Annotated in this window: 21 protein-coding genes; 7 read left to right on the top strand and 14 right to left on the bottom strand. The window is 69.7% G+C overall.

What is annotated here, in order from left to right; translation table 11 throughout:
• Nucleotides 1–18: 18 nt before the first annotated feature.
• Together FG385_RS00515 and FG385_RS00510 are read left to right on the top strand one after the other, a co-directional pair.
• On the top strand, nucleotides 19–513 hold the full coding sequence (locus FG385_RS00515) for a PH domain-containing protein (protein WP_235022287.1): 495 nt from the start codon (nucleotides 19–21) through the stop codon (nucleotides 511–513).
• Nucleotides 510–1,979 (top strand): PH domain-containing protein, encoded by a 1,470-nt coding sequence (locus FG385_RS00510; RefSeq protein WP_235022286.1) that lies wholly within the window; start codon nucleotides 510–512, stop codon nucleotides 1,977–1,979. Before FG385_RS00515 ends, FG385_RS00510 begins: the two co-directional genes overlap by 4 nt.
• Here FG385_RS00510 and FG385_RS00505 read toward each other — a convergent pair.
• The 3 genes from FG385_RS00505 to FG385_RS00495 form a co-directional block, all read right to left on the bottom strand.
• The gene (locus tag FG385_RS00505) at nucleotides 1,947–3,395 is read right to left on the bottom strand and encodes a phytoene desaturase family protein (RefSeq protein WP_139094567.1); all 1,449 of its coding nucleotides are present in this window, start codon (nucleotides 3,393–3,395) and stop codon (nucleotides 1,947–1,949) included. The two genes, FG385_RS00510 and FG385_RS00505, sit on opposite strands and share 33 nt — an antisense overlap.
• Before the next feature lie 82 nt (nucleotides 3,396–3,477).
• Nucleotides 3,478–3,723: a hypothetical protein gene (locus FG385_RS00500; protein ID WP_139094566.1), complete on the bottom strand. Its 246-nt coding sequence runs from the start codon at nucleotides 3,721–3,723 to the stop codon at nucleotides 3,478–3,480.
• Nucleotides 3,724–4,091: 368 nt separating this feature from the next.
• Nucleotides 4,092–5,246, bottom strand: a complete 1,155-nt coding sequence (locus FG385_RS00495) for a CaiB/BaiF CoA transferase family protein (protein WP_139094565.1) — start codon at nucleotides 5,244–5,246, stop codon at nucleotides 4,092–4,094.
• 82 nt (nucleotides 5,247–5,328) lie between these two features.
• Between FG385_RS00495 and FG385_RS00490 the strand changes: the two genes are divergently transcribed.
• From FG385_RS00490 to FG385_RS00480, 3 genes are all read left to right on the top strand, one after another.
• The gene (locus FG385_RS00490) at nucleotides 5,329–6,489 is read left to right on the top strand and encodes an acyl-CoA dehydrogenase family protein (RefSeq protein WP_139094564.1); all 1,161 of its coding nucleotides are present in this window, start codon (nucleotides 5,329–5,331) and stop codon (nucleotides 6,487–6,489) included.
• A gap of 8 nt (nucleotides 6,490–6,497) precedes the next feature.
• On the top strand, nucleotides 6,498–7,145 hold the full coding sequence (locus FG385_RS00485; protein ID WP_139094563.1) for a GntR family transcriptional regulator: 648 nt from the start codon (nucleotides 6,498–6,500) through the stop codon (nucleotides 7,143–7,145).
• 170 nt (nucleotides 7,146–7,315) lie between these two features.
• On the top strand, nucleotides 7,316–7,708 hold the full coding sequence (locus FG385_RS00480; RefSeq protein ID WP_139094562.1) for a hypothetical protein: 393 nt from the start codon (nucleotides 7,316–7,318) through the stop codon (nucleotides 7,706–7,708).
• 116 nt (nucleotides 7,709–7,824) lie between these two features.
• Here FG385_RS00480 and FG385_RS00475 read toward each other — a convergent pair whose 3' ends face one another.
• Together FG385_RS00475 and FG385_RS00470 are read right to left on the bottom strand one after the other, a co-directional pair.
• Nucleotides 7,825–8,301 (bottom strand): (2Fe-2S)-binding protein, encoded by a 477-nt coding sequence (locus FG385_RS00475; protein WP_139094561.1) that lies wholly within the window; start codon nucleotides 8,299–8,301, stop codon nucleotides 7,825–7,827.
• Between the two features lie 11 nt (nucleotides 8,302–8,312).
• Entirely contained in the window at nucleotides 8,313–10,661 is a 2,349-nt protein-coding gene (locus FG385_RS00470; protein ID WP_139094560.1) for a molybdopterin cofactor-binding domain-containing protein, read from the bottom strand.
• A gap of 227 nt (nucleotides 10,662–10,888) precedes the next feature.
• On the opposite strand from FG385_RS00470, the gene FG385_RS00465 reads away from it, so the two are divergent.
• Nucleotides 10,889–12,085, top strand: coding sequence for a PucR family transcriptional regulator (locus FG385_RS00465; RefSeq protein WP_139094559.1), 1,197 nt, complete (start codon nucleotides 10,889–10,891; stop codon nucleotides 12,083–12,085).
• 30 nt (nucleotides 12,086–12,115) lie between these two features.
• Here the strand turns inward: FG385_RS00465 and FG385_RS00460 are convergent, their stop codons facing one another.
• A complete protein-coding gene (locus tag FG385_RS00460; protein ID WP_139094558.1) occupies nucleotides 12,116–13,339 on the bottom strand; it encodes a cytochrome P450 in 1,224 nt (407 codons plus the stop codon).
• 111 nt (nucleotides 13,340–13,450) lie between these two features.
• Between FG385_RS00460 and FG385_RS00455 the strand changes: the two genes are divergently transcribed.
• On the top strand, nucleotides 13,451–16,606 hold the full coding sequence (locus tag FG385_RS00455; RefSeq protein ID WP_139094557.1) for a BTAD domain-containing putative transcriptional regulator: 3,156 nt from the start codon (nucleotides 13,451–13,453) through the stop codon (nucleotides 16,604–16,606).
• On the opposite strand, the gene FG385_RS00450 is transcribed toward FG385_RS00455, so the two are convergent.
• From FG385_RS00450 to FG385_RS00415, 8 genes are all read right to left on the bottom strand, one after another.
• A complete protein-coding gene (locus tag FG385_RS00450; RefSeq protein WP_139094556.1) occupies nucleotides 16,590–17,351 on the bottom strand; it encodes an ABC transporter permease in 762 nt (253 codons plus the stop codon). The two genes, FG385_RS00455 and FG385_RS00450, sit on opposite strands and share 17 nt — an antisense overlap.
• Nucleotides 17,348–18,292 carry an ATP-binding cassette domain-containing protein gene (locus tag FG385_RS00445; RefSeq protein WP_139094555.1) on the bottom strand — a complete coding sequence of 315 codons (945 nt, stop codon included), beginning with the start codon at nucleotides 18,290–18,292 and terminating at the stop codon, nucleotides 17,348–17,350. The genes FG385_RS00450 and FG385_RS00445 overlap by 4 nt, the downstream gene beginning before the upstream one ends.
• A gap of 90 nt (nucleotides 18,293–18,382) precedes the next feature.
• Nucleotides 18,383–19,708 (bottom strand): (Fe-S)-binding protein, encoded by a 1,326-nt coding sequence (locus FG385_RS00440; protein WP_139094554.1) that lies wholly within the window; start codon nucleotides 19,706–19,708, stop codon nucleotides 18,383–18,385.
• Complete coding sequence (locus FG385_RS00435; protein WP_235022285.1) at nucleotides 19,705–20,874, bottom strand: FAD-binding oxidoreductase; 1,170 nt, start codon at nucleotides 20,872–20,874, stop codon at nucleotides 19,705–19,707. Before FG385_RS00435 ends, FG385_RS00440 begins: the two co-directional genes overlap by 4 nt.
• Nucleotides 20,875–20,879: 5 nt before the next feature.
• A complete protein-coding gene (locus FG385_RS00430; protein ID WP_139094553.1) occupies nucleotides 20,880–22,328 on the bottom strand; it encodes an FAD-linked oxidase C-terminal domain-containing protein in 1,449 nt (482 codons plus the stop codon).
• Nucleotides 22,329–22,482: 154 nt separating this feature from the next.
• A complete protein-coding gene (locus FG385_RS00425) occupies nucleotides 22,483–23,142 on the bottom strand; it encodes a GntR family transcriptional regulator (protein WP_139094552.1) in 660 nt (219 codons plus the stop codon).
• 139 nt (nucleotides 23,143–23,281) lie between these two features.
• Nucleotides 23,282–23,752, bottom strand: coding sequence for a MarR family winged helix-turn-helix transcriptional regulator (locus FG385_RS00420; protein ID WP_160148697.1), 471 nt, complete (start codon nucleotides 23,750–23,752; stop codon nucleotides 23,282–23,284).
• A 139-nt stretch (nucleotides 23,753–23,891) separates the two neighbouring features.
• A complete protein-coding gene (locus FG385_RS00415; protein WP_139094550.1) occupies nucleotides 23,892–24,476 on the bottom strand; it encodes a dihydrofolate reductase family protein in 585 nt (194 codons plus the stop codon).
• Nucleotides 24,477–24,555: the final 79 nt, after the last annotated feature.

Genomic DNA, 24,555 nt, shown 5'->3' with positions numbered 1-24,555 from the left:
AGCTGGCAGAGTGGGCGTGTGAGTGAACCTGTGCTGGATCTCCGGGCGCCGGCCAATCTGGTGAGCCGCCGCGCGGTGCTGTTCTGGACCACCAGAGCGGGCCTGGGCTGGGCCGTCCCGCTGGTCGCGGAGCTGCTGTGGCTCGCCGTCGGCGACGGCGGAACCCCGCTGGCGATCGCGCTGATCGTGACGCTCGTGCTCGCCGTCGCGCACCTGCTCGTGATGCCGCAATGGCGCTACCGCGTGCACCGCTGGGAGACGACCGACCAGGTCGTCTACACCCAGTCCGGCTGGTTCAACCAGGAACGCCGGATCGCGCCGGTTTCGCGGATCCAGACCGTCGACACCGAACGCGGTCCCCTGGAGCGCGTGTTCGGCCTCGCCAACCTGACCGTCACCACGGCCTCCGCGCGCGGCCCCGTGCATATCCACGGCCTGGACCTCGACACCGCGCAGCGGCTCGCCGCCGATCTCGCGACCCGCACGCAGGCGACCGTCGGGGACGCCACGTGACCGAGCCACTGCCCTGGCACCGCCTGAGCGCGAAGATGCTCGCCGTGCACCCGGTCCAGGAGATCGTCCGCTTCCTGCCCGTGCTCATCGGCGTGCTGTTCATCGGCAGCAACGGCCAGGGCCACATCTGGACCCTCGTCGGCCTCGGCCTTGCCGTGGCCGGCGGGCTGCTGCGCTGGTTCACCACGACCTACCAGCTCACCCCGACACACGTCCGCGTCCGCCGGGGACTGCTTCGCCGGCGCGAACTTTCCGTGCCGCGGGACAGGATCCGCTCGGTCGACCTGACGGCGCATCCGCTGCAACGGGTCCTCGGCCTGAGCCGGGTCGTCATCGGCACCGGCCGTTCGGACCGGCATGACGAAGGCGTCACCCTCGACGCGCTCGCCACCCCGGCGGCCGCGACGCTGCGCCAAGAACTCCTGCACCGCACGGCCCCGGTCGAGCGGGCGGCGCCCGAGGGCACCACCGTCGCCCAGCTCTCGCCGAGCTGGGTCCGATTCGGACCGTTCACCTTGTCCGGGATCGCGACGATCGGTGTCGTCGTCGGGTCGCTCGCGAACCTGTTCAACGAAACCAGGCTCGACCCCGAGGAATTCGGCCTGCTGCGATCGGTCATCGGCCAGCTCGCGTCGCTACCGGTGCCGGTCGCGGTCGGCGAGATCACCGTGTTCGCCGTGGTGCTCGTCGCCGTCCTGTCCGCGCTCGCGTACATCCTCGCGTTCTGGAACTTCCGGCTGGTGCGCGTGGACGGCACGCTGCACGTCACGCGCGGCCTGCTCACCAGCCGCTCGACGACGATCGAGGTCCGGCGGCTACGAGGCGCGGAGATCAGCGAGCCGCTCCTGCTGCGCGCGGCCGGCGGGGCCCGCTGCATGGCGATCACCACCGGCCTGCGCGTCGGCCGCGGCGCCGAGCACGGCGGATCGGTCCTGCTGCCGCCCGCGCCGCTCGCCGAGGCGCGCCGCGTCGCGGGCGAGGTGATCGGTGACGCCGATCCGACGGTGCACGAGCTTGCCGGCCACGGCCCCCGAGCCCACCGCCGCCGCTACACGCGTGCGTTCGCCTTCGCGGCAATCGTGACCGGCGTCCTCGTACTGCTGTGGTGGCTCGCGCGCTGGCCCGCCCTGCCCTGGCAGATCTCACTCGCCCTGTTCCCGGCCGGCGCGCTGCTGGCCGAGGACCGGTACCGCAATCTGGGCCATGTGCTGCTCGGGCGCCGTCTGGTGTTCCGGAACGGCAGCCTCGTGCGGCGCCGGTACATGCTGTCTTCGGACGGGGTGATCGGCTGGGTCGTGCACCGGTCGTTCTTCCAGCGCCGCGCCGGGCTCGTCTCGCTCACGGCGACCACCGCGGCGGGGCGGCAGCACTACACCTGCCCCGATCTGCCTACCGCGGAAGCCATCGCGCTCGCGCACGACGCGGTGCCAGGACTACTGGACCCGTTCCTCGTCCGGCGCGAGTGACGGCAACTCGCTGATGCCGAACACGTCGCGCAGCACGGATTTCGCCGCGTGGTACCCGCCCATCCCGTGCACGGCCGGACCGGGCGGGGTCGCCGCCGAGCACAGGTAGACGCCGTTCAGCGGGGTGCGGTACGGGTTCCACCTCAGCGCCGGCCGGGCGAGGACCTGGCGTAGGTCGAGCGCACCGGCCGAGACGTCGCCGCCGACGTAGTTGGGGTTGTATTCGTTCTGCTGCACGGCATTCGTGCCGCGGCTGGCCAGGATAGTGTCGGAGAACCCTGGTGCGAACCGCTCGATCTGGCGGCGGATCAGGCCGGTGACATCGCGCGGATCCCCGTTCGGCACGTGGCAGTACGCCCACACCGGCCGCTTCCCTGGCAGGCCCCGGCTCGGGTCCGCGACCATCGGGTCGGTCACCAGCACGTACGGCTCGTCCGACAGTTGCCCTTGTACCGTGGCGTTTTCGCTCGCGTACACCGCTGCCTGGTCCCCGCACACGTGCACCGTCCCCGCCCGGCTCAGTTCGGGGTTGGCCCACGGCACCGGTTCGGACACCAGGAAATCGACCTTCGCCGAGCCGGGGCCGTACCGGTACTTCTCAAGGGCTCGCCGGTAACCGTCGGGCAGGAGATTTCCAGCGATGTCAAGGAGGTTGCGCGGCCCGATGTCCAGCAGCACGGCACGGAACTCGCCCAGCTCCCGCAGATCGGTCACCGGCTGTCCGATGTGGATAATCCCGCGGTGGTCGAGGAGATCGTCGGCCAGTGCGTTCGCGATCCGCTGGCTGCCGCCACGTGGCACGGGCCAGCCCGTCGTATGAGCGAGGTGACCGAGCAGCAGGCTGATGCCTGCGGCCGGGAGGCGCGGCAGCCTGCCCCCGGTATGCGCGGCGACGCCGGTAAGCAGGGCTTTCCCTTCCTCCGTCCGAAAAAAACGCGGGTTCCCGGCGGCGAGGACCCGGAACGGCAACAACGCGAGCGCCCACGAAACGGAGCGGAGATCGGAAAGCAGCGCGTCCGCCACGGCCCGCGAATGCGCGACGAGGGGCGCCATCAGCATCCGGTAACGCGGGCCGTCCAGGCCGAGCGCCTCGCACGTGCGGTCGAGACTCCGGTACGCCAGCGCCGCGCGGCCACCATCGAGCGGATGACCGTAGGCGATCTCGGGCTGGCACATCTCGACCCCGCGGCCCGGCAGATCGAACTCGCGGAAGAAGCGCCCCGCGACGGCGAGCGGATGCACCGCGGAGCACACGTCGTGCACGATCCCGGAGTCGAACAGCGCCTTGGACCGCATACCGCCGCCCAACTGGTCCGCTCCTTCGCGCACCTCGACGCGCAGCCCGGCGCGCGCGAGCAGCACGGCGGCGGCGAGCCCGTTGGGCCCCGAGCCGACCACGACGACATCACCGGGCACCAGTCGGGTTTACCCCATCAGAAGAGCTGGGCAAACCACCGCGTCCGGTGAGTCCGGTTGCCGCGGGTGGTCACGACGGTGGTCAGGTCACCGCCCGCCGGGTCCAGTGATCGACCGCCTTCGCCAGCACCAGCGCGGACACCGCCACCGCGCTCAGCACGACCGACTGCAGGATCGCGAACACCACCAGCCCGCTCGCCGCGACGAACGCCCACACCCCGGTGACCACGCCAAGCACTCGCGGGCGGCCATGCCGGCGGCGAAGCGGCGGCGCCTCGAAGGGCGCGTCGCTCTCGATTTTGGCCTCGGCGAAGAACTTGTCGTTCAAGATGACCGGTCGCCGGCTCCGGATCGGATGGTCCTCTGGCACGCCGGCCGGATCGGGGGGTACGGTGACCAAACTCGGAGCCTTCTTTCATTCTGGCGAGTGGGTCTGCGTTCTGAGGTCGCTCCTTTGCCAGCCGGTCGCGAATCCATAGTGCCCGGGCCGGACGCGGTTCGCCGCGTCACCGAGCGGAGGCTGCGGTAACCGGCAACGCCTCAGCGACGAACGGGCGAGCGGTCATCATTTGAGCAGCATTCCAGCGGAGATCTTCACCCTTTCGAGTGCAGACGTCGGGGCCGCGCCGTGGCAGGAGCCACTGACGGATGCTTTTTCCGGGCGTGGTTCATCAGTTCCGGGTGGGAATCTGCTGTTCACCGCCGCGATCCACGGTGGCGGGTCCCCGAAGTCCGCGCTCTCTCCGGCAAATCCGGCGGCGCGGACCGGTAAACCGGTGGCGTCACGGAGAGATTGATCGGGTTCCGCGGCAGGGTCACGGTGCCGCCGCCGGTGCGCGGCAACTCGACGGTCGGGGCGAGCCCGAGTTCCGTGGCGAGCGCGAAGGCGCCCGCGATGTCGTTGACCTGCCCTGCCGGAACGCGCCGCGCCGTCAGCTCCTCGACCCAGGCCGCCACCCGGCGGTCCGCGAGCAGGCGAACGAGTTCCGCACGCAGGCACGCGCGGTTCCCTACGCGGGCCGCGTTCGTGGCGAACCGCTCGTCGTCGGCGAGCCCCGGGGCGCCGAGCACGCGGCAGAGTCCGGCGAACTGGCGGTCGTTCCCGACCGCGAGCACGAGATCACCGTCGGCGCAGGGCAGCAGCTCATACGGCGCGATGCTCGGGTGCTGGTTGCCCATCCTGGCCGGCACGACACCCGCGGAGGTGTAGGAACTGGCCTGGTTGACCAGCGCGGCGAGCAGGCTCGACAGCAGGTCCACGTCGATCCGCTGCCCTTCGCCGGTGCGCGTCCGGTGGTGGAGCGCGGCGAGAATGCCTGTGGCGGCGAACAACCCGGCGAACACGTCGATCACCGCCACGCCGACCTTCTGCGGCTCGCCCGCCGGATCCCCGGTGATGCTCATCAGCCCGCCGAGCGCCTGGACGAGCAGGTCGTAGCCGGGCAGACGCGCACCCGCGCCGCGCCCGAAACCGGTGATGGAGCAGTAGATCAAGCCCGGGTTGCCCGGCCGCAGCTGCTCCTCGCCGAGGCCGAACTCCGTCATCAGCCCCGGGCGGAAGTTCTCGACCACCACGTCGGCGGCCAGCGCCAGCCGCCGCGCCTCGGCCCGGTCGCGCGGGTCCGACAGGTCGAGCACGATCGCGTCCTTGTTGCGGTTGGCCGCCTGGAAGTAGGTCGCCTGGCCGTGCTCGTCGTGGGGCGGGCCCCAGGACCGGGTGTCGTCGCCGGTGCCGGGGCGCTCGACCTTGGTCACGACGGCGCCCAGATCGGCCAGCAGCATCGTGGCGAACGGCCCGGCCAGCACCCGGGAGAAGTCCAGCACGCGGAGGTTGTCAAGAGCGGTCGGCATATGCGAGCATCCAATCATCGATTTTCGAAAATCGATGATCAGTAGGCTAGGGTGCCTCCCGCACGAGGTCAAGGAGACGCGAATGACCACCCCGCTGGACTTCCTCTCGGTCGATCACTTCCTCTCCGACGAGGAGCGCGACATCCGGGACACGGTGCGGGCATTCGTCCGCGACCGGATAGTGCCCGAGGTCGGAGACTGGTTCGAGCAGGGGCGGATCCCGCGGGACCTGATCGGCGAACTGGGCAAGCTGGGCGTGCTCGGCATGCATCTGGAGGGCTACGGCTGCGCCGGGACGAGCGCCACCGCGTACGGGCTGGCGTGCCTCGAACTGGAGGCTGGGGACAGCGGGATCCGCAGCATGGTGTCGGTACAGGGTTCGCTGGCGATGTTCGCGATCCACCGGTGGGGCTCGGAGGAGCAGAAGCAGGAGTGGTTACCGCGCATGGCCGCCGGTGAAGCGGTCGGCTGCTTCGGCCTCACCGAGCCGGATTCCGGTTCGGACCCGGCTTCGATGCGCACCGCCGCCCGGCGTGACGGCGAGGACTGGGTCCTCAATGGACGGAAGATGTGGATCACCAACGGCTCGCTCGCGGATGTCGCGGTCGTCTGGGCGCGCACCGACGAGGGCGTCCGCGGGTTCCTGGTCCCCAAGGGCACCAAGGGTTTCACGACCAACGACATCCACAAGAAGCTGTCGCTGCGCGCGTCGATCACGTCCGAACTCGTCCTCGACGACGTCCGCCTGCCGTCCTCGGCACAGCTTCCCGGCGCGACTTCGTTGCGGGGCCCGCTTTCCTGCCTGAGCGAGGCGCGGTACGGGATCATCTGGGGCGCGGCCGGTGCCGCCCGGGCCTGCCTGGAGGCGGCGATCGACTACAGCAAGACCCGCGTCCAGTTCGGCCGGCCGATCGGCGGTTTCCAGATCCAGCAGCAGAAACTCGCGACGATGGCGCTGGAGGTCAACCGGGCGACCATCCTCGCGCTGCATCTCGGGCGGCTCAAGGACGCCGGGAAGTTGCGCCCGGAGCAGGTGAGCATGGGCAAGCTGGGCAACGTGAACGCGGCGCTGGACGTGGCCCGGACCGCGCGGCAGGTGCTGGGGGCGAACGGGATCACGCTGGAGTACCCGGTGATCCGGCATATGAACAACCTCGAGTCGGTGGTCACCTACGAGGGCACCGCGGACGTGCATTCGCTGGTCATCGGCGGTGCGCTGACCGGGATCGACGCGTTCCGGTGACCGGCTCGATGACGCAGGGGCCGGGAACGACCGCGCAGCACGCACTCGACGAGTTGCGGCGGGCGATCGTCGCCGGGCGTTACCGGCCCGGGCAGCGGGTGGGCCAGGAGGAGATTGCCGGCAGCCTCGGGGTGAGCGTCGCGCCGGTTCGCGAGGCGCTGCGCGCGCTCGAGCAGGAAGGGCAGGTCGTCTACCGGCCGCGGCGGGGGTACTTCATCACCGAGCTGCATACGGCCGATCTGCGGGAGATCTACGCGCTGCGGCAGGTACTGGAAGAGCGCGCGGTGCGCCACGCCCTGCCCACCCTGGACGAGGACGCCGTCGAACGCATCGCCCTCGCCGCCCGCGACTGCGCCGAGGCCGCCCGGCGCGGTGACGTGGCCGCGGAACTGGCGGCGAACCGCCGGTTCCACTTCGGCATGCTGGAGTCGCCCGACCAACCGCACACGCTGCGCGTGATCCGGCTGCTCTGGGACTCCACCGAGGCGTACCGCGCGATGTACTACAACTCGCCGGAGGAGCGGGAGGAGACGATCGGCGCCCACGACAAGATCCTCGACGCGGTCCGCCGCAAAGCAGTCGAGGAGGTGATCGCGGAACTCGACGAGCACCGCGACCGCGCGCTGAAGGTCCTCACCGGCATCCTCGCCGGCTGACCGCGCTTGGCGGACCGATCAGCGCAGCGGCGCCGTCCGCGACAGCGCCACCGGATCGGCCGATCGCCCATTCGGGGTCGGCCGTTTGGCCGAGGCGGACCATCCGCGTGGTCTGTACCTTTCGATTCATGTCAATAATAAACGAACCACTGCGACATTCAGTCAAAATCTTGTCGGCGGCCCTGCTCGTGCTGACGGCCGCAGCGGGCACGGTCGTCGCCACCGCGGGCGAAAGCCAGGCGGCGACCCTGTGCCACAGCCGCGCGAGCGGCGCCCCGTTCAAGTTCGGCCCGGTGTCCGACGAATGCTCGTACACCAGCCCGGACTCGGCGAACTGGAAGGGCCGGCTCACGATCCAGTGGAGCGCGCAGGCCGGCACGAACCAGAGCGCCTGCGTCGAGGGCCGGATGGGCAAGGCCCGTAACCCCGACAAGTGGCAGGGGCTGGGCTGCGGCGCGAGCGGCCAGGGCACCGTCAGCTGGCCGCGGAACACGGCGTCCATGCTGGAGATCCGGGTCCGCAGCAACAGCATCCACGTGGCGATCGTGGACTACTACATCTAGGTCGCCGCTGGTCCACAGTGGAGGGATCGGCCGGGCGTGGACCTCGTACCGCCGGCACCGCTGGAGGTGGCGAAGATGCCCGCGCCCCGGCCGCATCCTCGCCGGCTGACCTCGACTCACATGTCCTTGGCGCCGGCCTTGATCGCCTCCCGGATGCGGTGGTAGGTGCCGCACCGGCAGACGTTGCGGATCTCGTCGAGGTCGGCTTCGCCGATCTCGTGCCCCGCCGCACGCGCCTGCCGTACCTTGGCGACCGCGGCCATGATCTGCCCGGGCTGGCAGTAGCCGCACTGCGCGACGTCGAAGTCGAGCCACGCCTGCTGCATCGGGTGCAGATCCTTCCCGACGGTCGCCGGCAGGCCCTCGATCGTGGTGATCTCGTCGGTTTCCTTGATCTGCGACACCGGCACCGAGCACGGGTTGAACGCCTTGCCGTTGATGTGGCATGTGCAGGCCTTGCACACGTCGAGGCCGCAGCCGTACTTCGGGCCGGTGACGCCGAGCAGGTCGCGCAGCACCCAGAGCAGGCGCACATCGCCCGCGCAGTCGACGGTGACCGGCTTACCGTTGAGCCGGAAAGTGTGTTGTGGCAACGGATTCTCCTTCAGTACGCGTAGCGCAGGCCGTCAGTCGGGGACTGCGGGATGGACGGCACGGTGGGCAGTGGCTCGAAGGCGAGCGGACCGTTGTGGTTGACCGGGAACTCGGTCGGCAGGGATCCGGTGGCCCGCGCGAGCGCACTCGCGGTGGCGGCCTTCGACGCCGCGACGCCGAACTCGCCGGCCCCGCCCGGTTCACCCGTGGTCGGCGGCATGACGATGATCTGCATCTCGGGCGGGGTGTTCCACTGGCGCGGGTAGAAGTAGTTGTCCCAGCTGCCTTCCAGGAAGGTGCCGTGCTTCAGGTGCAGGCTCTCGGTCAGCACCTGCCCGATGGCGTCCATGGTGCCGCCCATCATCTGGGCTTCCAGGCCGCGCGGGTTGATCGGCAACCCTGCGTCGATCGCGAAGACGACCTTGGTCACCCGGGGGCCGGTGACCCCGTCGCGAACCTCGCGGCCCGAAGTCTGGGGCCGGGCGTCGATCTCGACCAGCGCCGCGGTGGCGCCCTTGTACTCGGTGTGCAGGGCGATGCCCTGCGCCGTTCCGCGCGGCATCGGGCGCCCCCACCGGCCGGCCTGGGCGACCTTGTCCAGCACGGCCCGGGCGCGGGGATCCTTCAGCAAGGACCGGCGGAAGCGGTACGGGTCCTGGCCCATCGCGCCGGCCAGCTGGTCGACCATCAGCTCCACGGCGGTGACCACGTCGGGGTTGTACAGGTTGCGGTTGCTGCCGGTGTGGAAGGTGTCCCACTGGAAGATCTCGTTGAGCACCTGGGTGACCGCGCCGAAGTTGTAGGGCACGTTGGCGGTGGTCTCGAACACCGGTTGCGAATACTCCGCGAAGTTGCCGAGCCCCAGCGGCACGAGCTTGGCCGCGTCCGCGGTGATCATCTCGCCGAGCGCCATCGTGTAGTCGGTGGCGACGCTGGTGTGCCGCTGCTCGAACGAAAGCACGTTGCCGGCCAGGTAACTCGCGCGCACCCGGGAAATGCACATCGGGTGCACGCGCCCGTACCGGAACTCGTCGGTGCGGTGCCACATCAGCTTGACCGGTTTGCCCATCTTCTGCGACGCCTCGGCGGCTTCGACCATGACGTCGGGGAACATCCGCCGCCCGAACGCGCCGCCGCCCTGCACGACGTGTGCCTTGACCGCGCCCTGCGGCAATCCGAGCTTCTGCGCGATCATCTGCTGGGCGAAGATCGGGGTCTGCATGCAGGCCCACACCTCGGCGTGCCCGTCACGCACGTCGGCGACCGCGGTCTGCGGTTCGAGCGCGCTGTTGCTCTTCCAGTAGAAGGTGAACACCTGCTCGATCGTCTTCGTCAGCGGCGGCAGGTTCGGCACCACGAGCGGGATCTCGGCCGCTTTCAGCTTCGCGAGGATGGTGTCGTCGGACTCACCGTCCACACTGCCCGGTCCCCAGCTGACCTTGAGCGCCCGCACGGCGTCGACGCACTGGCCGAACGTCTCGCCGCGGACGGCCACGCCGGTGGAGATCACCGCAACGTCGGTGATACCCGGCATCGCACGGACCTCGGCGGCGTTGCGCACCGCCTTGACCGTGCCGTTGATCGTGGGCGCGCGGCAGATCAGCGTCGGCTTGGCACCCGGGACCGCGAGGTCCATCGCGTAGCCCTTGCGGCCGGTGACGGCTTCCAGCGCGTCGACCCGGCTGTGGGGCTTGCCGATGACCTTGAACTCCGATCGCGGTTTGAGCGTGACCGAGACCTGTTTGGACACCGAGGTCGCCGCTTTCTGGGCCAGCGAAGCGTAGGACGTCGACAGTCCGGACGCGGCGATGATCGTGCCGGCCCTGGTGGTGAGGTTGGTGACGGTATCGCCGAGTTCGATCGCGGCGGCTTCCAGCAGGCGCTGCCGCGCGAGCGCGGCGGCGACCCGGAACGGGGTGAAGGTCGAGATTGTCGTGTTCGAACCATAGGTCGCCTGGTTGAACATCAGCTCCGGGCGCGCGTCCGCGAGGGTGACATGCACCTTCTCCACCGGCAGATCGAGTTCCTCGGCGATCAGCATGGCCGTGGAGGTGGTGATGCCCTGCCCCGACTCGCAGCGCGGCATGGCGAACGAGGCCGTGCCGTCGGAGTTGATCGTGACCGTGATCAGGTTCGCGGTGGCCAGCGTCGCGTCGGTCAGGATGTCGTTGAGGTCGACGATATCCGAGGGCTGCGGCCCCGACGGTACGGCGGCCGAGGCCCGGCTCGAACCGAGCAGCGTGTCGCCGAGCTGTGCGGCGGCGACCAGAGTGGGCGCGGCGAGCAGGTACCCCAGGAACCGCCGCCGGTCGGTGGTCTTCGGCTGGGGCTCGCCGTCACGGGGGTCGTGAGCGGTCATCGTTGATCCTCTCCAAAGGACGGACGCGTGTCGTCCCGTCTTGCGCGTTGGGAGGATGATGTTCATACACGCTTCGGGAATCCAGGGCAATCCGCACAGGAATCAAGCCGTAACACTGGGCGTACCCACCGAGGTTCACCCTGCAGAGTGAACGGTCGCCTGTGAGAATGAGCCGCGTCGCCGCTGCGACGACACCGACCACAAAGCCGTGGACCAGGACGAACACGATGACGACGATGGCCTTCACCCCGGACGACTGGCTTGCCGAGCTTGCCGGCCGGTCCCTGCACGCGCTCCCCGACCTGGCCGATCAGCTGGTCAACGAGATGTGGGACGACGTCTACGATCCGACGGGCCCGGTGCCCAAGGACGATCTGTGGCGGTCCTGTCACGACAATCTCGGCAACATGCTCCAGTCACTGCGCGGGACGGTGCCGAGCTCGGCCGAACTCCTGCAGACCGCCCGCGCGACCGGCACCCGCCGGGCCAACCAGCGCTGCCCGCTGGAGTGGGTGCTGCAGGCCTGGCACAACGGCGGGCAGATCCTCTGGCACGACCTCGCGCAGCGCGCGGGCGACGACGACGCGGCCGGGTTGCGGCAATTGGTACGGCACACCAGTGACATCTGGGGCGTGACCGAGCGGTTCTCGATCGAGATGGCCGCGACCTACCAGCAGGTGGAACGGGAACTACTCGGCGGCGCCGACCGGTACCTCGGCGAAATCATCGACGCGCTCCTGGACGGGCGAGCCACGGAGGTGGAAGCCGAAGCCATCCGCGCCCTGCGGCTGGAGGGGCACGGGCGCTTCCTGATCGTCGTCGCCGAGGACGCGGTTCCGTACCGCGGCACGGCCGCGCCGCTGGCCAGGATGCTGGAGCAGCACGGAATCCACTCGACCTGGCAGCTGCGCGCCGGGTTGCACGTCGGTGTCATACCCGCGGCGGGCACCACGCCCGCCGACGTCGCCGCGATCCTGCGGCTTCCCGCCGCCGCGCGGATCGGGCTGTCCCCCGCGTTCGACAGGCTGAGTGAGGCCCGGACCGGCTACCGGATGGCAACCCTGGCGATGGCGACGCTGCCACCGCACCAACCGGCCGCGATGACGGTCGACGAGTGCCTGCCCGACGCGCTGCTGCTCAGCTCCCCCGACCTCGCCCAGCGGCTGGTCACCACCACCCTCGGCCCGCTGCTGCAGCTACCCGCGCCCGAACGCGACGATCTACTGCACACCATCCAGGCCTGGGTCCACGGGCTCGGCTCGTCCCTGCGCGCGGCGAAAACCCTGTACTGCCACCGAAATACCGTGCTCAACCGGCTCCAGCGGGTCCGCACGCTCACCGGTCTCGACCTGGCCGACGTGAGCGTGTGGCCCCAGGTGATGCTCGCCCTGTCCGCATTGGAGCGGAATCCGGACCTGCGGTAGCCGCCGGCGAAACCGAAGACCCGGGACGAGTCAACGGCGCACCGCGGTCCACGTGACCGGCAGCTCGTGAACGCCGTAGATGTTCATGTCGGCCTTGAGTTTCACCTCGCCGGCGGGGATGGCGAGGCGGAGCTCCGGGAACCGGCGCAGCAGTCCCCCGAAACCGGCGCGCAGCTCGATCCGCGCCAGTTGCTGGCCGAGGCACTGGTGCGCGCCGTGGCCGAAGGCCAGGTGACCGCGGGCTTTGCGGTGGACGTCCAGGGGGTCGCCGTCGAAACGACGGGGGTCGTGGTTGGCGGCGAGCAGCGAGACGACGACCGTCGACCCCTTGCCGATCGTCTCGCCGCCGACTTCGACGTCCTCGGTGGCGTAGCGATAAAGGACGTCGACAACGGGCAGGTAGCGCAGGATTTCCTCCACGGCGTCAGGGAGCAGGTCCGGGTTGGCGCGCAGTTCGGCCAGCTGCCCGGGATGCTCCAGGAACGCGAAGGTGCCCAGCGCCAGCACGTTGGCGGTGGTCTCGTGGCCCGCGAGCAGCAGCAGGAAGGCGATGCCGGTCAGCTCCTCGACGCTGAGGTCGTCCTGGCGGGCCAGATCGGACAGGATGTCCTCGCCGGGCTCGGCGCGTTTGCTCGTGACCAGTCCGGCCAGGTACCCGTTCAGCGCGCCCAGCGCGGCCATCTTCTCCTCCAGCGACTGGTCCTTGACCAGGAACTTCGCGGAGTTGACCTGGAACGTCGCCCGGTCCGCGTAGGGGACGCCGAGCAGTTCGCAGATCACCAGCGACGGCACCGGCAGCGCGAACTCCTGCACCAGGTCGACCGGCGGGGTCAGGCCCGCCAGCCTGTCCAGCTGCCGCCCGACGATGTCGGTGATGTGCTCTTCGAGTTGCTTCATGCGCATCACGGTGAAGGCGCCGGTGAGCTTGCGCCGCAGCCGGGTGTGATCCGGCGGATCCATGGCGATGAACAGGCCCGGCACCTGCGGCGACGGTTCGGTGGGGGCTGGCATGCCGGGCGTCTCGTACGGCACGTGGATGACGCCGAGGTCCTGGCGCGAGCTGAACCGGGTGTCGGCCATGACCTGGCGGACCGCGTCGTAGCCGGTGACCAGCCAGCCCTCGTGGCCGTCGGGGAAGACCAGCGGGCTGACCGGACGAGCCGCCCGCAGCCGGGTGATCGCGGTGGGCGGGTCGAAGGGGCCCGCGTCGCGATCAATGGGAAGGCCGTGCGGGACCGGAACCGTTCGACTCATCGGATTTCCTTTCGTGGCGGTTGGTACGGCCACCATCGCCGGGAGCCCTGACATGGGCCTGACACGGCTCGGACACGATGCCGCCCGGCGCCGCATGGCAAAATCAGCCGGGTGCAGGTCGGGATGCTCGGACCATTCGAGGTGCGCACGGACGACGGCGCCTTGGCCGACGTGCCGGGCGCCCGGCTGCGCGGGCTGCTCGCCGCACTCGCGCTCGAACCGGGTCGCGTGGTCGGAAAGGCGACGCTCGTCGACTGGATCTGGGGTGAAAACCCGCCATCCGACGCGGCGAATGCCCTGCAACGCTTGGTTTCCCGGCTGCGGAAGGTGCTGCCGGCCGGGGCGGTCGACGGGCAGCCCGACGGCTACCGGCTGAGGGTGGCGCCCGACGCCGTCGACGCCGTGCGGTTCGAACGCCTCGTCGGGCAGGCCCGCCAGGACAAGGATCCACGACGGCTGCGCGAGGCCCTCGCCCTGTGGCGCGGTGCGGCCATGCAGGACATCGGTTTGCAGGAGAGCGGAGCGTTCGACGCGGCGGTCACCCGGCTCGAAGGGCTACGCCTGACGGCCATGGAGGACCGGTTCGACGCGGAGACCGGTCCAGGCCACGGAGCGGAACTGGTCACGGAACTGACCGACCTCGTGGCCACGCATCCGCTGCGGGAACGGCTTGTCGCCGCGTTGATGCGTGCCCTCGTCGCGTCCGGCCGCGACAGCGAAGCGCTGCTCGTGTACGAGCGCACGAGGGAAGCCCTGGCCGACGCGCTGGGCGTCGACCCCTCACCGGAGCTGTCCGCATTGCACGTCGCGCTGCTGCGCGGCGAGGGGGGACGGCGGCAGGAGAACCGGGCGACCAACCTGCGTGCCGAACTGACGAGCTTCGTCGGCAAGGACACCGAGGTCGCCGCGGTCCGCGAACTCATCGCCGAACACCGGCTCACCACCCTGATCGGACCGGGCGGCGCGGGGAAGACCAGGCTGGCCACGGAAACCGCGCGCACGTTGCTCGGTGACCTGCCGGACGGGGCCTGGCTGGTCGAACTCGCGGCCATCGGCGCCGACGATGACGTCTCACAGGCGACGCTCGCCTCGCTCGGGCTTCGGGATGCACTTCTCGGCGACGTGCCGGACGCCGAGCCCACGGACCGGGTCATCGCGGCGCTCCGCGAGCGGGATGCGCTGCTGATCCTGGACAACTGCGAGCACGTGATCGAGTCGGCGGCGGAATTCGCGTATCGCGTGCTCGGTGAATGCCGGTGGCTGCGGATCCTCGCGACGAGCAGGGAACCGCTCGGCATCACCGGCGAGGCACTGCGGCCGGTCCCACCGTTGGCCCTGCCGGCCGAGGACGCCGAACCCGGCGAAATCGAGTCCGCCCCCGCAGTCCGGCTGCTGCGGGACCGCGCCGGCGCGGTGCGCGAGGACCTCATGGGGGGTGGGCCCACAGGGCAGGGGGGTGAGAAAAACATAGCCGACGAGCACACCTTGTCGACCATGGCGCGCGTCTGCCGGGCGCTCGACGGGATGCCGCTGGCCATCGAACTCGCCGCGGCCAGACTGCGCACGATGTCCCTCGATCAGCTCGCCGACCGGCTCGACGACCGGTTCCGCCTGCTGACCGGCGGCAGCCGTACCGCGCTGCCACGGCACCGGACACTGCGTGCGGTGATCGACTGGAGCTGGGAGTTGCTCACCGACGCCGAGCGGGTGGTTCTGCGCCGGCTTTCCGTGTTCTCGGGCGGAGCGAGCCTGGAAGCGGCCGAGCGGGTCTGCGCACCGGATACGGTCGAGGAGTCGCTGGCCGCGCTGACCGAGAAATCGCTGGTGGTCGCCGAGGGCGATCGGGCGCCGCGTTACCGGATGCTCGGCACCATCAGGGAATACGCCGGGCAGCGGCTCGCGGAGGCCGGGGAATCGGAGCTGGCACGCCGCGCGCATCTCGAGTATTTCACGGAACTCGCGGAAACCGCGGAGCCGCAACTTCGCCGGGCCGGCCAATTGGACTGGCTCGCCACGCTCGAGGCCGAGCACGACAACATCGCGGCCGCGATGCGCGCTGCGCTCGCGGCCGGTGAGGCAGGCCCGGCGATGCGGCTCGCGGCGGCCGCGGGCTGGTACTGGTGGCTCGCCGGGCACAAGGTCGAGGGCAACGAACTGCTTCTGGCGGCCGCTGCGGTGCCCGGTGAGGTGGCCGACGAGTTCCGGGCCACGGTGTACGCCTTCGTCACGGGATTCCTGACCTCCGGGCGCGAAAGTGACCAGAGCCAGGCCGCGGAGTGGATCCACGAGGTGTACGAGATCGGCCGGCGTATCCAGCACCGCCACCCCGCGGTGGCGCTCGTCGCCGCGCTGGAACGCCTGGTGCAGGCGCCCGACGCCTACCTGTCCGCGTGGGAACCGCTGCTCACCGACGAGGACCCGTGGGTGCGCGCACTGGCCCGGCTGCAGCTCGGCAAGATGCGGATCATGGTCGGCCACGACAGCCGTGACGCGGACGCCGATCTCGAGAAGGCGCTCAGCGAGTTTCGCGCGCTGGGCGAACGGTGGGGTATTTCCTTCGCCCTGACCGAACTCGCGGATCGAATGGCCATGCGCGGCGAGTTCGCCGGTGCGTGCGAGTACTACGAACAGGCGATCGCGGTCGTCACCGAAGTCTTTGCCGTCGAGGATGTCGTGCGGTTCCGGTCGCGGCAGGCACAGTTGTACTGGCTGGCCGGGGACGAGAAGTCGAGCGCCGCGGCGATGGCCGAGGCGCAGCGGTCCGCGGAACGGGTCGCCTGGCCGGGGGCGCTGACCGAACTGGCCCTGTCGAAGGCGGAACTCGCCCGCTGGAGCGGCGACGCCGAGCAGACGCGCCGGCAACTCGAGGTCGCGACGGCCATGCTGGGCAAGGCGGCCGAACGGGCGCAGGTCCGGGCGCTGACCGAAGACCTGCTCGGCTACCTTGCCGAGGATCTCGGCGAAGCCCGTGAACACCGCGTCGCGGCCTTCCGGGCGGCGTCCGAACACGGGAGCGCGCTCCTGAACGCACAGGTCCTCGTCGGGGTCGCGGATCTGGCGCTGCGTCAGGAACAGTACGAGCAGGCTGCGCGGCTGCTCGCGGCGAGCGCCGGAGTGCGCGGCCAGCCGGATCGTTCGCAACCGGACGCCGCGCGGATCGAGCAGACCGCACGGCGTCGCCTCGGTGACACGCGGTTCACCGAGGCGACGTGGGAAGGGGCGCAGGCGGACTGGCGTGAGCTGGCCGCGGTCACGCTCGCTTGGTGAACTTCGCGCGGGCCCACGCGTAACCGACGACCGCGATCCCGACGCACCACGCGATCGCGGCGATCGCGTAGCCGGCGGACGGGGTGCCGTTGAACAGCCCGCGCAGGGTTTCGATGATCGGGGTGAAGGGCTGGTACTCCGCGAACTGGCGGATTCCGGGGCCCATCTTGTCCGCCGGAACGATCGCGCTGCTCAGGAAGGGCAGCATGATCAGCGGTACGGTGGCGAACCCGGCCGACTCCAGCGTTTTCGCGGCCAGTCCGAAAGCGATGGTGAGCCAGCTGACCGCGAAAACCGTCAGCACGAGGATGCCGATCACGGCGAGCCACTGCGGGAAGGTCGCGGACGGCCTGAAGCCCAGCAGGAAGGCCACCCCGATGATGGCCGCCAGCGCGACCAGCGTGCGAACCACAGTGGACACGACATGACCGGTCAATACCGCGCCGCGGGAGACATCCATGACCTTGAACCGGTTGATGACCCCCTTGGTCATGTCTTCGCTCACGGCCGTCGCGGTGGCGCTGAGCCCGTAGCTGACGGCCATCATGAGCATGCCCGGTGTCGCGTAATCGATGTAGTCGGCACCGACGCTGAAAGCGCCGCCGTACACGTACACGAATATCAACATCATGACGACCGGGAACAGGATCGCGTTGAAAATGGCGACCGGGTTCCGGAGGGTGTGTTTGACGTTGCGGCGCAACATGATCGCCGCATCGGTCAACGGCCCTGAAACGGTACTCATCGGGTGCTCGCCTCCATGCTCGCGTGGCCGGTCAGGGCAAGGAAAACATCGTCGAGGTCCGGCATGTGCACGGAGAACTCCTCGACGTCGATCGCATACTCGTCGAGCCGATCCAGCAGGGTCCGCAACGATTTCAGCCCACCGTCGCTGGGCACCCGCAGGGTCAGGTTCTCTTCGTCCGGGGTGGCATCGGTCAGCACTCGCGCCGCCGCTACCAACCGCGCGGCGTCGGGGAACCTAAGCCGCACGTGGCCACCGGAAATCTGCCGCTTGAGCTCGTCCGGGGTGCCCTCGGCGACCAGTTTGCCGTGGTCGAGCACCGCGATCCGGTCGGCGAGCTGATCGGCTTCGTCGAGATACTGGGTGGTGAGGAAAATGGTGATCCCGTCGGCCACCAGCTCACGGACGATCGTCCACATCGTCCGCCGGCTGCGCGGATCCAGTCCCGTCGTCGGCTCGTCCAGGAAGATGATCCGTGGCCTGCTGACCAGCGTCATCGCCAGATCGAGTTTCCGCCGCATGCCGCCGGAGTAGGTCGAGGCCGTCTTGCGTGCCGAGTCCGCCAGTTCGAACCGGTTCAGCAGTTCGTCGACGATCCGCTTGCCCTCGCCGGTCCCCAAATGGTTCAGATCCGCCATCAACCGCAGGTTCTCTTCCCCGGTCAGCAGATCGTCGACCGACGCGAACTGACCGGTGACCCCGATCGCCGCGCGAACCGCCTTGGTCTCGGACGCGATGTCGTGTCCGGCGACGCGCGCTGTCCCGGCGTCGGGCTTCAACAACGTGTTCAGGATGTTCACGGTCGTGGTCTTGCCGGCCCCGTTCGGACCGAGCAAGGAGAAGACCGTGCCCGCACCGACGTTCAGATCGATGCCGTCAAGCACGACTTTGTCTTGGTATGCCTTCCGTAGCCCGGAAGCCATAATCGCCAGTTCTGTCATGCGGCCACTGTCACCGGCCGTCCTGACACCGGCCTGACACGCCCCTGACGTAGTCCGGCGCCGCCGATCCCGCGCTAGTGGCGGACGGTTTCAGGATCGGCCACCCTGGCTGTCCACACCCCGAATGGAGGCGTCGAGCAGCTGGATGGGGTGCACGACCGGGATTCCCTTGTCCAGGAACCGGCGGATCTGCAGGAGGCAGCCCGCGTTCGCGGTCGCGACGACGTCCGGTTCGACGTCTGCGAGGTTCCTGGCCTTGCGCCGGCCGAGTTCTTCGGCCTTGGCCGGCTGGACCAGGTTGTAGATCCCCGCGGAACCGCAGCACAGCTCGGCTTCGGCGATATCGGACACCGACAGCCCGGGGATGCTGCGCAGTAGTTCGCGAGGCTGGCTGCGAATCCGCTGGGCGTTGGCGAGGTGGCACGCGTCGTGGTAGGCGACGTTCAGGGCGAGGGGATTGCGCTCGGCCTGTGCGGGCAGGTCCGCCACCAGCTCGTTGATATCCCTGACCTTCGCGGCGAAGACCTTCGCCCGCTCCGCGTAGTCCGGGACACCGGCCAGGATGTCGCCGTACTCCTTCAACACCGAGCCGCAGCCCGCCACGTTCGCGACCACGACGTCGAGTTGATAGCGCTCGAACATGTCGATGGTCGCCTTGGCGCGCTCGACGCTGTCGTCCTCGTAGCCGGCGTGCATCGACAGCGCCCCACAGCACTGGTTGTCCTGCGGCACATAGACATCGCAACCTTCCGCCGCGAGCACCCGGACGGTGGCCGCGTTGACGTCCCCGAAGAAGACCCGGTTCGCGCACCCTGCCAGCAGCCCCACGCGCAGTCGCGCCTTGCCCGGGTTGAGCGTCTTCTCCGGCACCGACGAGAACAGCGCCCGCAGCGTCACCGGCGGCAGCAGCGCCTCGAGCGCACGCAGGCGTGGTGGCAGCAACCTGGTGAGGCCAAGACCGTGGACCAGCGCCCGGATCCCGAGCCGCGTGTAGAGCAGGCCGCCGAGCGCGGCCAGCCGCAGCCGGCGGGGATACGGGAACAGCGCGAAGATCAGCTTGCGGAACAGCTTGTCGAGAAACCCGCGCGGGACATGCCGTTCCACCTGCGGCCGCACCGACTCGATCAGCTTGTCGTACTGCACTCCCGACGGGCACGCGGTGACACAGGCCAGGCAGCCGAGGCACGAGTCGATATGGTTGCCGAACGCCTCGTCGAGACCGATCTCGCCACGAGCGGCCAGATCCATCAGATAGATACGGCCACGCGGCGACTCCATCTCCTCGCCGGTGACGGCATACGTCGGGCACGCCGGCAGGCAGAATCCACAGTGGACACACTCGTCGAGCAGGTCCCGCCGCGGCGGATGGTGATCGTCGAACGACCCCGTGGTGCGCGGGCCGAGATCCTGGGTCATGACGGGTGCTCCTCATCGTCCAGCCACGGCGCGAACCGTCCCGCGCCGAAGCGGCCCGCCGGGTCGAATTGCCGCTTGATCGCCCGCATCACCCGGACCGCGGGCGGCGGCGGCCCCCACCCGCTCGACGGCCCGAGCCCGTCGCGGCGGTGCACCGTCACCGCCGCACCGAACTCCTGCTGCGCCAACGACAGCAGCTCGTCGTGCGCTCCCCCGCTCAGGTGCACGGTGTGCACGCCGATCTGCACCGAACTGGACACTCTCGCGGCGATCCCGGACTCGCCGGCGAGGGCCAGGATCTTTCCCACGGCGCGGGGACCGGCAGTGGGCAGGGTGCCGATGCGCAGCACGGTGGAGCCCGAGCCGCCCTCGGCGGTTGCCGCGACGCCCGCCCAGGCGCGATCGGCCTCGTCTTCCGACAGGACCTGGGCGTCCGCGGCGATCGCGCACACCGCACCGGCACGCTCGGTGACGCCGTCCGGGGTGCCTTCCAACTTGACCAGCAACCGGCCGTCGCACCATTCCAGCGCCGCCGCTTCCAGCCCGGCCTCGACGACCTTGCCGGTCACGGCGAAGGCGTCCTCGGCGGAGCCTTCGACGGCGACCGTGGACGTCGCGCGCGGCAGCGGGTGCAGCCGCAGGACCACCTCGGCGACGACGCCGAGCGTGCCGAGCGAGCCGTGGAACAGCTTCGCCAGGTCGTAGCCGGCGACGTTCTTGATCACGTGCCCCCCGGATCGGGCCACCGTGCCGTCCGACAGCACCACCGTCACCCCGATCACGAGGTCCCGCAGGCTGCCGTAACCGGTACGGAGCGGCCCGGCGTCCGCGGTGGCCAGCAAACCGCCGACGGTGGCGCCGCGGGCGGCGCGCGCCGGGTCGAACGCCACGCGCTGGTGGTGTTCGGCCAGTACCTGTTGGATGGCCACCAGCGGTGTGCCCGCACGCACGGCGATCGTCATGTCGGCCGGGTTGTACCGCAGCACACCGGTCGACTTCGTGGTGTCGATGATCGCGTCGGCAGGCGCGGCGGGCGCACCCCAGCTGGTGGCGGTGCCGGTGCCGGCGACCAGCAGCCTCGGATGAGTTTTCCCGGTACCGGCGATCGCGTCGCGCAATTCCTCCACTGTGGACGGATGCATGACGGTCGAAGCCGTGGCGGTCACCGCGCTCACATCCGTTCGATCACGCCGGCCGCTTCGAGCGGATGAGGCCGGTAGACGCCCGGTTTCTCGCCACACAGCCGAGGCGTGGGCAAGAGCTTGCCGGGATTGCAGATGCCGTGCGGGTCGTAGGCCGCGCGCAGCCGGGCCATCGTCGCCAGATCGTCCGCGCTGAACTGGCGCGGCATCGAACACGCCTTGTCCGTGCCGATCCCGTGCTCCCCCGACAGCGACCCGCCGAGCTCCACGCACAGCTCCGCGATCGCGCGCGACAGCTCCTCCGCCCGCTCCGCCTCACCGGCCGCCTCGCTGTAGAGCACCAGCGGATGCAGGTTCCCGTCCCCGGCATGGAAAACGTTCGACACGCGCAGGCCGGCGGCCGCGGCCATCTCCGCGATCTTCGTGAGCGCGGTGGTGAGCAACGTCCGCGGCACGACCCCGTCCTGGACGATGTAGTTCGGGCTGATCCGCCCCACCGCCGCGAACGCCGCCTTGCGCCCCTTCCACACCACCGCGCGCTCCTGCGCGTCGGCGGCCTTGCGCAGCTTGGTGGTGCCGTGGTCCCGGCACAGCTGCTCCACCTCCGCGAACTGCACCGCGACCTCGCCGGCCGGGCCGTCCAGCTCGATGATCAGCGCGGCCGCGGTGTCCCGCGAATAGCCCGCGGCCACGGCGGCCTCCACCGCCTCGATCGCCACCGCGTCCATCATCTCCACCGCGGCCGGCACGATCCCCGCGGAGATCATCGCGGTCACCGTGTCGCCGGCCCGCTCGATCGACGGGAAGTCGGCGACCAGCGTCCTGACCGCGGCCGGCTTGGCCAGCAGCTTGACCGTGATCCGCGTGACGATCCCGAGCGTGCCCTCCGCACCGATGAACGAGCCCAGCAGGTCGTACCCGCCGACGTGCGGGCTGTCGCCACCGAGCACCGTGCTGGTCCCGTCCGGCAGCACCACGTCGACCGAAAGGATGTGATGCACGGTGAAGCCGTACTTGAGGCAATGCGCGCCACCGGAGTTCTCCGCGACGTTCCCGCCGATCGTGCACACCTGCTGGCTGGAGGGATCCGGCGCGAAATACAGGCCGTAGGGCGCCGCCGCGCGGCTGATGTCCAGGTTCGTCACGCCCGGTTCCACCACCGCGCGGCGGTTCACCGGATCGATCTCGACGATGGAACGCAAGCGCTGCAAGGAGATCACCACACCGTCGGCGACCGGCAGCGCACCACCGGACAACCCGGTGCCGGCGCCGCGCGCGACGAACGGAATGCGTTCGCGGGCGCAGATCCCGACCGCCGCCGCGACGGCCTCCGCGGTACGCGGAAGGAGCACCAGCGAGGGCACCACCCGGAAACCGGTCAACCCGTCGCACTCGTACATGCGCAGCTCGACCGGGTCGTCCACCACGGCGTCCACGCCCAGCGCCGCGACGAACTCCCCCCGCAGCCTGTGCGGCATCGTCGCCACCTCCACCACTTAGATGAGATTCGCATGCAACTTAGATACAAGTTGAGGCTAACGAGATGGACCGGTCCCGCACAAGACCGACGGCAGATTTCCGGGACGGTGGCCCGGCGCGACAGGTGCCGTCGATGGTTCGCCGGGAGTCCGTTCAGGACCCGATCGCCATACCCAGCGTCCTGCCGGTGCTGGCCAGGTGCCGCTTCACGGCTGCCAGCGCTCCTTCGGCATCGCCGGCCTGCACCGTCTTCGCGATTTCGAGATGCTCCGACAGGATCGTCTCGATCCGGCCGGGCGCCTGGATCACCGACTCACCCACCATCCGCATCTGCCGATCACGCAGCGAGTCGTACACGGAGCCCAGGATCGGGTTCGCGGCAGCCTCCACCAGCACCGTGTGAAACGCGCGATCGGCCTCGAGGAACTCGTCGGGGTCCACGGTGACGTCCGCGGCGCGCTGCCGTCCTATGTGGAGTTCCATCTTGGCGAAGACCGCATCGCGCCCCGCCCGACCGGACGCGGCGACCTTGCCGGCCGCGAACTGCTCCAGCACCAGCCGCGCCTCCAGCACCGCGCGCACCTCGTCCGGCGACACCGGCACGACCAGCGCGCCACGCTGCGGGTACAACCGCAGCAGGCCCTCGGCCTCCAGACGCAGGAACGCCTCCCGGACGGGTGTGCGCGACATGTTGAGCGACTCGGCGACCTCGCCCTCGCTGATCAGCTCGCCCCCGGCGAAGGCGCCGGAAAGCACCTGCTTCTTCACATAGGTCAGCGCACGATCCTTCGCACCCACGCGCCCGTTCGCCACCGTCGCCTCCCTGGCCGACCAGAGACATCTCAGTCGTATCTCACCGTTGTCAGGCTACACATCGGGATGCCCGAGATGAGTCCCGTTTCCTATGGACGCACCCGGCGAACAGCAGACGTTTCGCCCGAGCGGGACGGGCTCAGTAGCCGGCGCTGTCTCCGGCGTACTGCCGCGCCAGCTCCCCCAGCAACTCAACCAGCACGGAGCCGTCAGACCCCAGCCGCGACACTATGTCCTGCTCGATGTTCGCCACCACCGGCGCGAGATCGGCGTGCACCTGCTGCCCCTTCTTGGACAGGAACGCCAGCACGCGCCGACGATCACGGTCATCGACCAGCCGGTACACCAACGCGGCGTCGACCAGCTTGTCGACGATCTTGGTCAAGGTCGGCCCGGGCACCACGATCGTTCCAGCGAGCTCCGACATGGGGTGACCTTCGCCGTCGGCGAGAATGTCCAGCACGCGCCACTGATCCACGGTCAGCCCCTGGTGCGCGATCTCCCCCTCGATGAGCCGGGTGGTGTGTCGTTCGACGTGACCCAGCACCCTGCCCAGGGGTAACGCGGTCGAGCCCTTCGCGCCTCGGCCGACCTGTCTCGTTCGACCCATCACGGCCCCCACGCCCATCGCCAGCCGCCCTGCATCGACCGACCGCGTTGCGTCGGGGAGCAGGACCGCCTGTCTGCCGCCTATCGTGTGTTGTCGATGTAAACATTGTCAGTGTAAAGGTAATTGGGGGCGCGCGCTTTCACGCGGCCTCGCCGGGTCGGCGCACTCGGTAGCGCAGGTGCGTGACGTCTCGGTCTTCGAGCCGGCGCACGAGGTCGAGTTCGATGTGGTCGCTACCGAGGTGGTCGAACAGTCGCCGGCCGTCGCCGAGGAGGACCTGAACCAGGTGGATCTCCATCTCGTCGAGCTGCCCCGCTCGCAGCAGCGCTTGGGCCGCGCCCGCCCCATGGACCATGACCGGCCGGTCACCGGCCGCCGCGCGAGCCCGACGGGCGCAGTCCTCGACATCGGTGACGAACCGCGCGTGGCCGGGTGGCACGTCCCCCTCAGCCACCTGGTGGGTGAGGACGAAGATCGGCACACCACCGTGGTGGTCGCCCTGCCAACGCCCGGCGAGTTCGAACGTCCGCCGCCCGGAAATCAGCGCGCCGGTCGCCAGCGCCTCGCGATAAACCCGTCCGCTGGGACCGTCGGACTCCCGATCGTCGAGCCAGTTGAACAGCCGTCCCCCGCCGCGCCCGAGTTCCTGACCCGGTCGATCGTCCGGGCCCGCGATGTAGCCGTCGAGCGACATCGACATATACAACCGAATCGGATTGCGCATCCTGGCCTCCTACGTCGGGCTTCTCACCAAGCGTCACAGTGGAAGACTTCAGCCAGCAGGCAAACTCATCGCCCCGAAG

This window comes from Amycolatopsis alkalitolerans, from assembly GCF_006152065.1.
In the GTDB taxonomy this organism is placed as follows: Bacteria; Actinomycetota; Actinomycetes; order Mycobacteriales; family Pseudonocardiaceae; genus Amycolatopsis_E; species Amycolatopsis_E alkalitolerans.
Note: the sequence above shows the minus strand (reverse complement) of the source record. Positions and strands in the feature narration are given on the sequence as shown.

Coding starts and splice junctions, on each gene's coding strand:
- FG385_RS00495 (WP_139094565.1), bottom strand. CDS start 5,246: ATGCCGACCGCTCTTGACAACCTCCGCGTGCTGGACTTCTCCCGGGTG.
- FG385_RS00490 (WP_139094564.1), top strand. CDS start 5,329: ATGACCACCCCGCTGGACTTCCTCTCGGTCGATCACTTCCTCTCCGAC.
- FG385_RS00485 (WP_139094563.1), top strand. CDS start 6,498: ATGACGCAGGGGCCGGGAACGACCGCGCAGCACGCACTCGACGAGTTG.
- FG385_RS00470 (WP_139094560.1), bottom strand. CDS start 10,661: ATGACCGCTCACGACCCCCGTGACGGCGAGCCCCAGCCGAAGACCACC.
- FG385_RS00465 (WP_139094559.1), top strand. CDS start 10,889: ATGACGACGATGGCCTTCACCCCGGACGACTGGCTTGCCGAGCTTGCC.
- FG385_RS00460 (WP_139094558.1), bottom strand. CDS start 13,339: ATGAGTCGAACGGTTCCGGTCCCGCACGGCCTTCCCATTGATCGCGAC.
- FG385_RS00450 (WP_139094556.1), bottom strand. CDS start 17,351: ATGAGTACCGTTTCAGGGCCGTTGACCGATGCGGCGATCATGTTGCGC.
- FG385_RS00445 (WP_139094555.1), bottom strand. CDS start 18,292: ATGACAGAACTGGCGATTATGGCTTCCGGGCTACGGAAGGCATACCAA.
- FG385_RS00440 (WP_139094554.1), bottom strand. CDS start 19,708: ATGACCCAGGATCTCGGCCCGCGCACCACGGGGTCGTTCGACGATCAC.
- FG385_RS00430 (WP_139094553.1), bottom strand. CDS start 22,328: ATGCCGCACAGGCTGCGGGGGGAGTTCGTCGCGGCGCTGGGCGTGGAC.
- FG385_RS00420 (WP_160148697.1), bottom strand. CDS start 23,752: ATGGGTCGAACGAGACAGGTCGGCCGAGGCGCGAAGGGCTCGACCGCG.
- FG385_RS00415 (WP_139094550.1), bottom strand. CDS start 24,476: ATGCGCAATCCGATTCGGTTGTATATGTCGATGTCGCTCGACGGCTAC.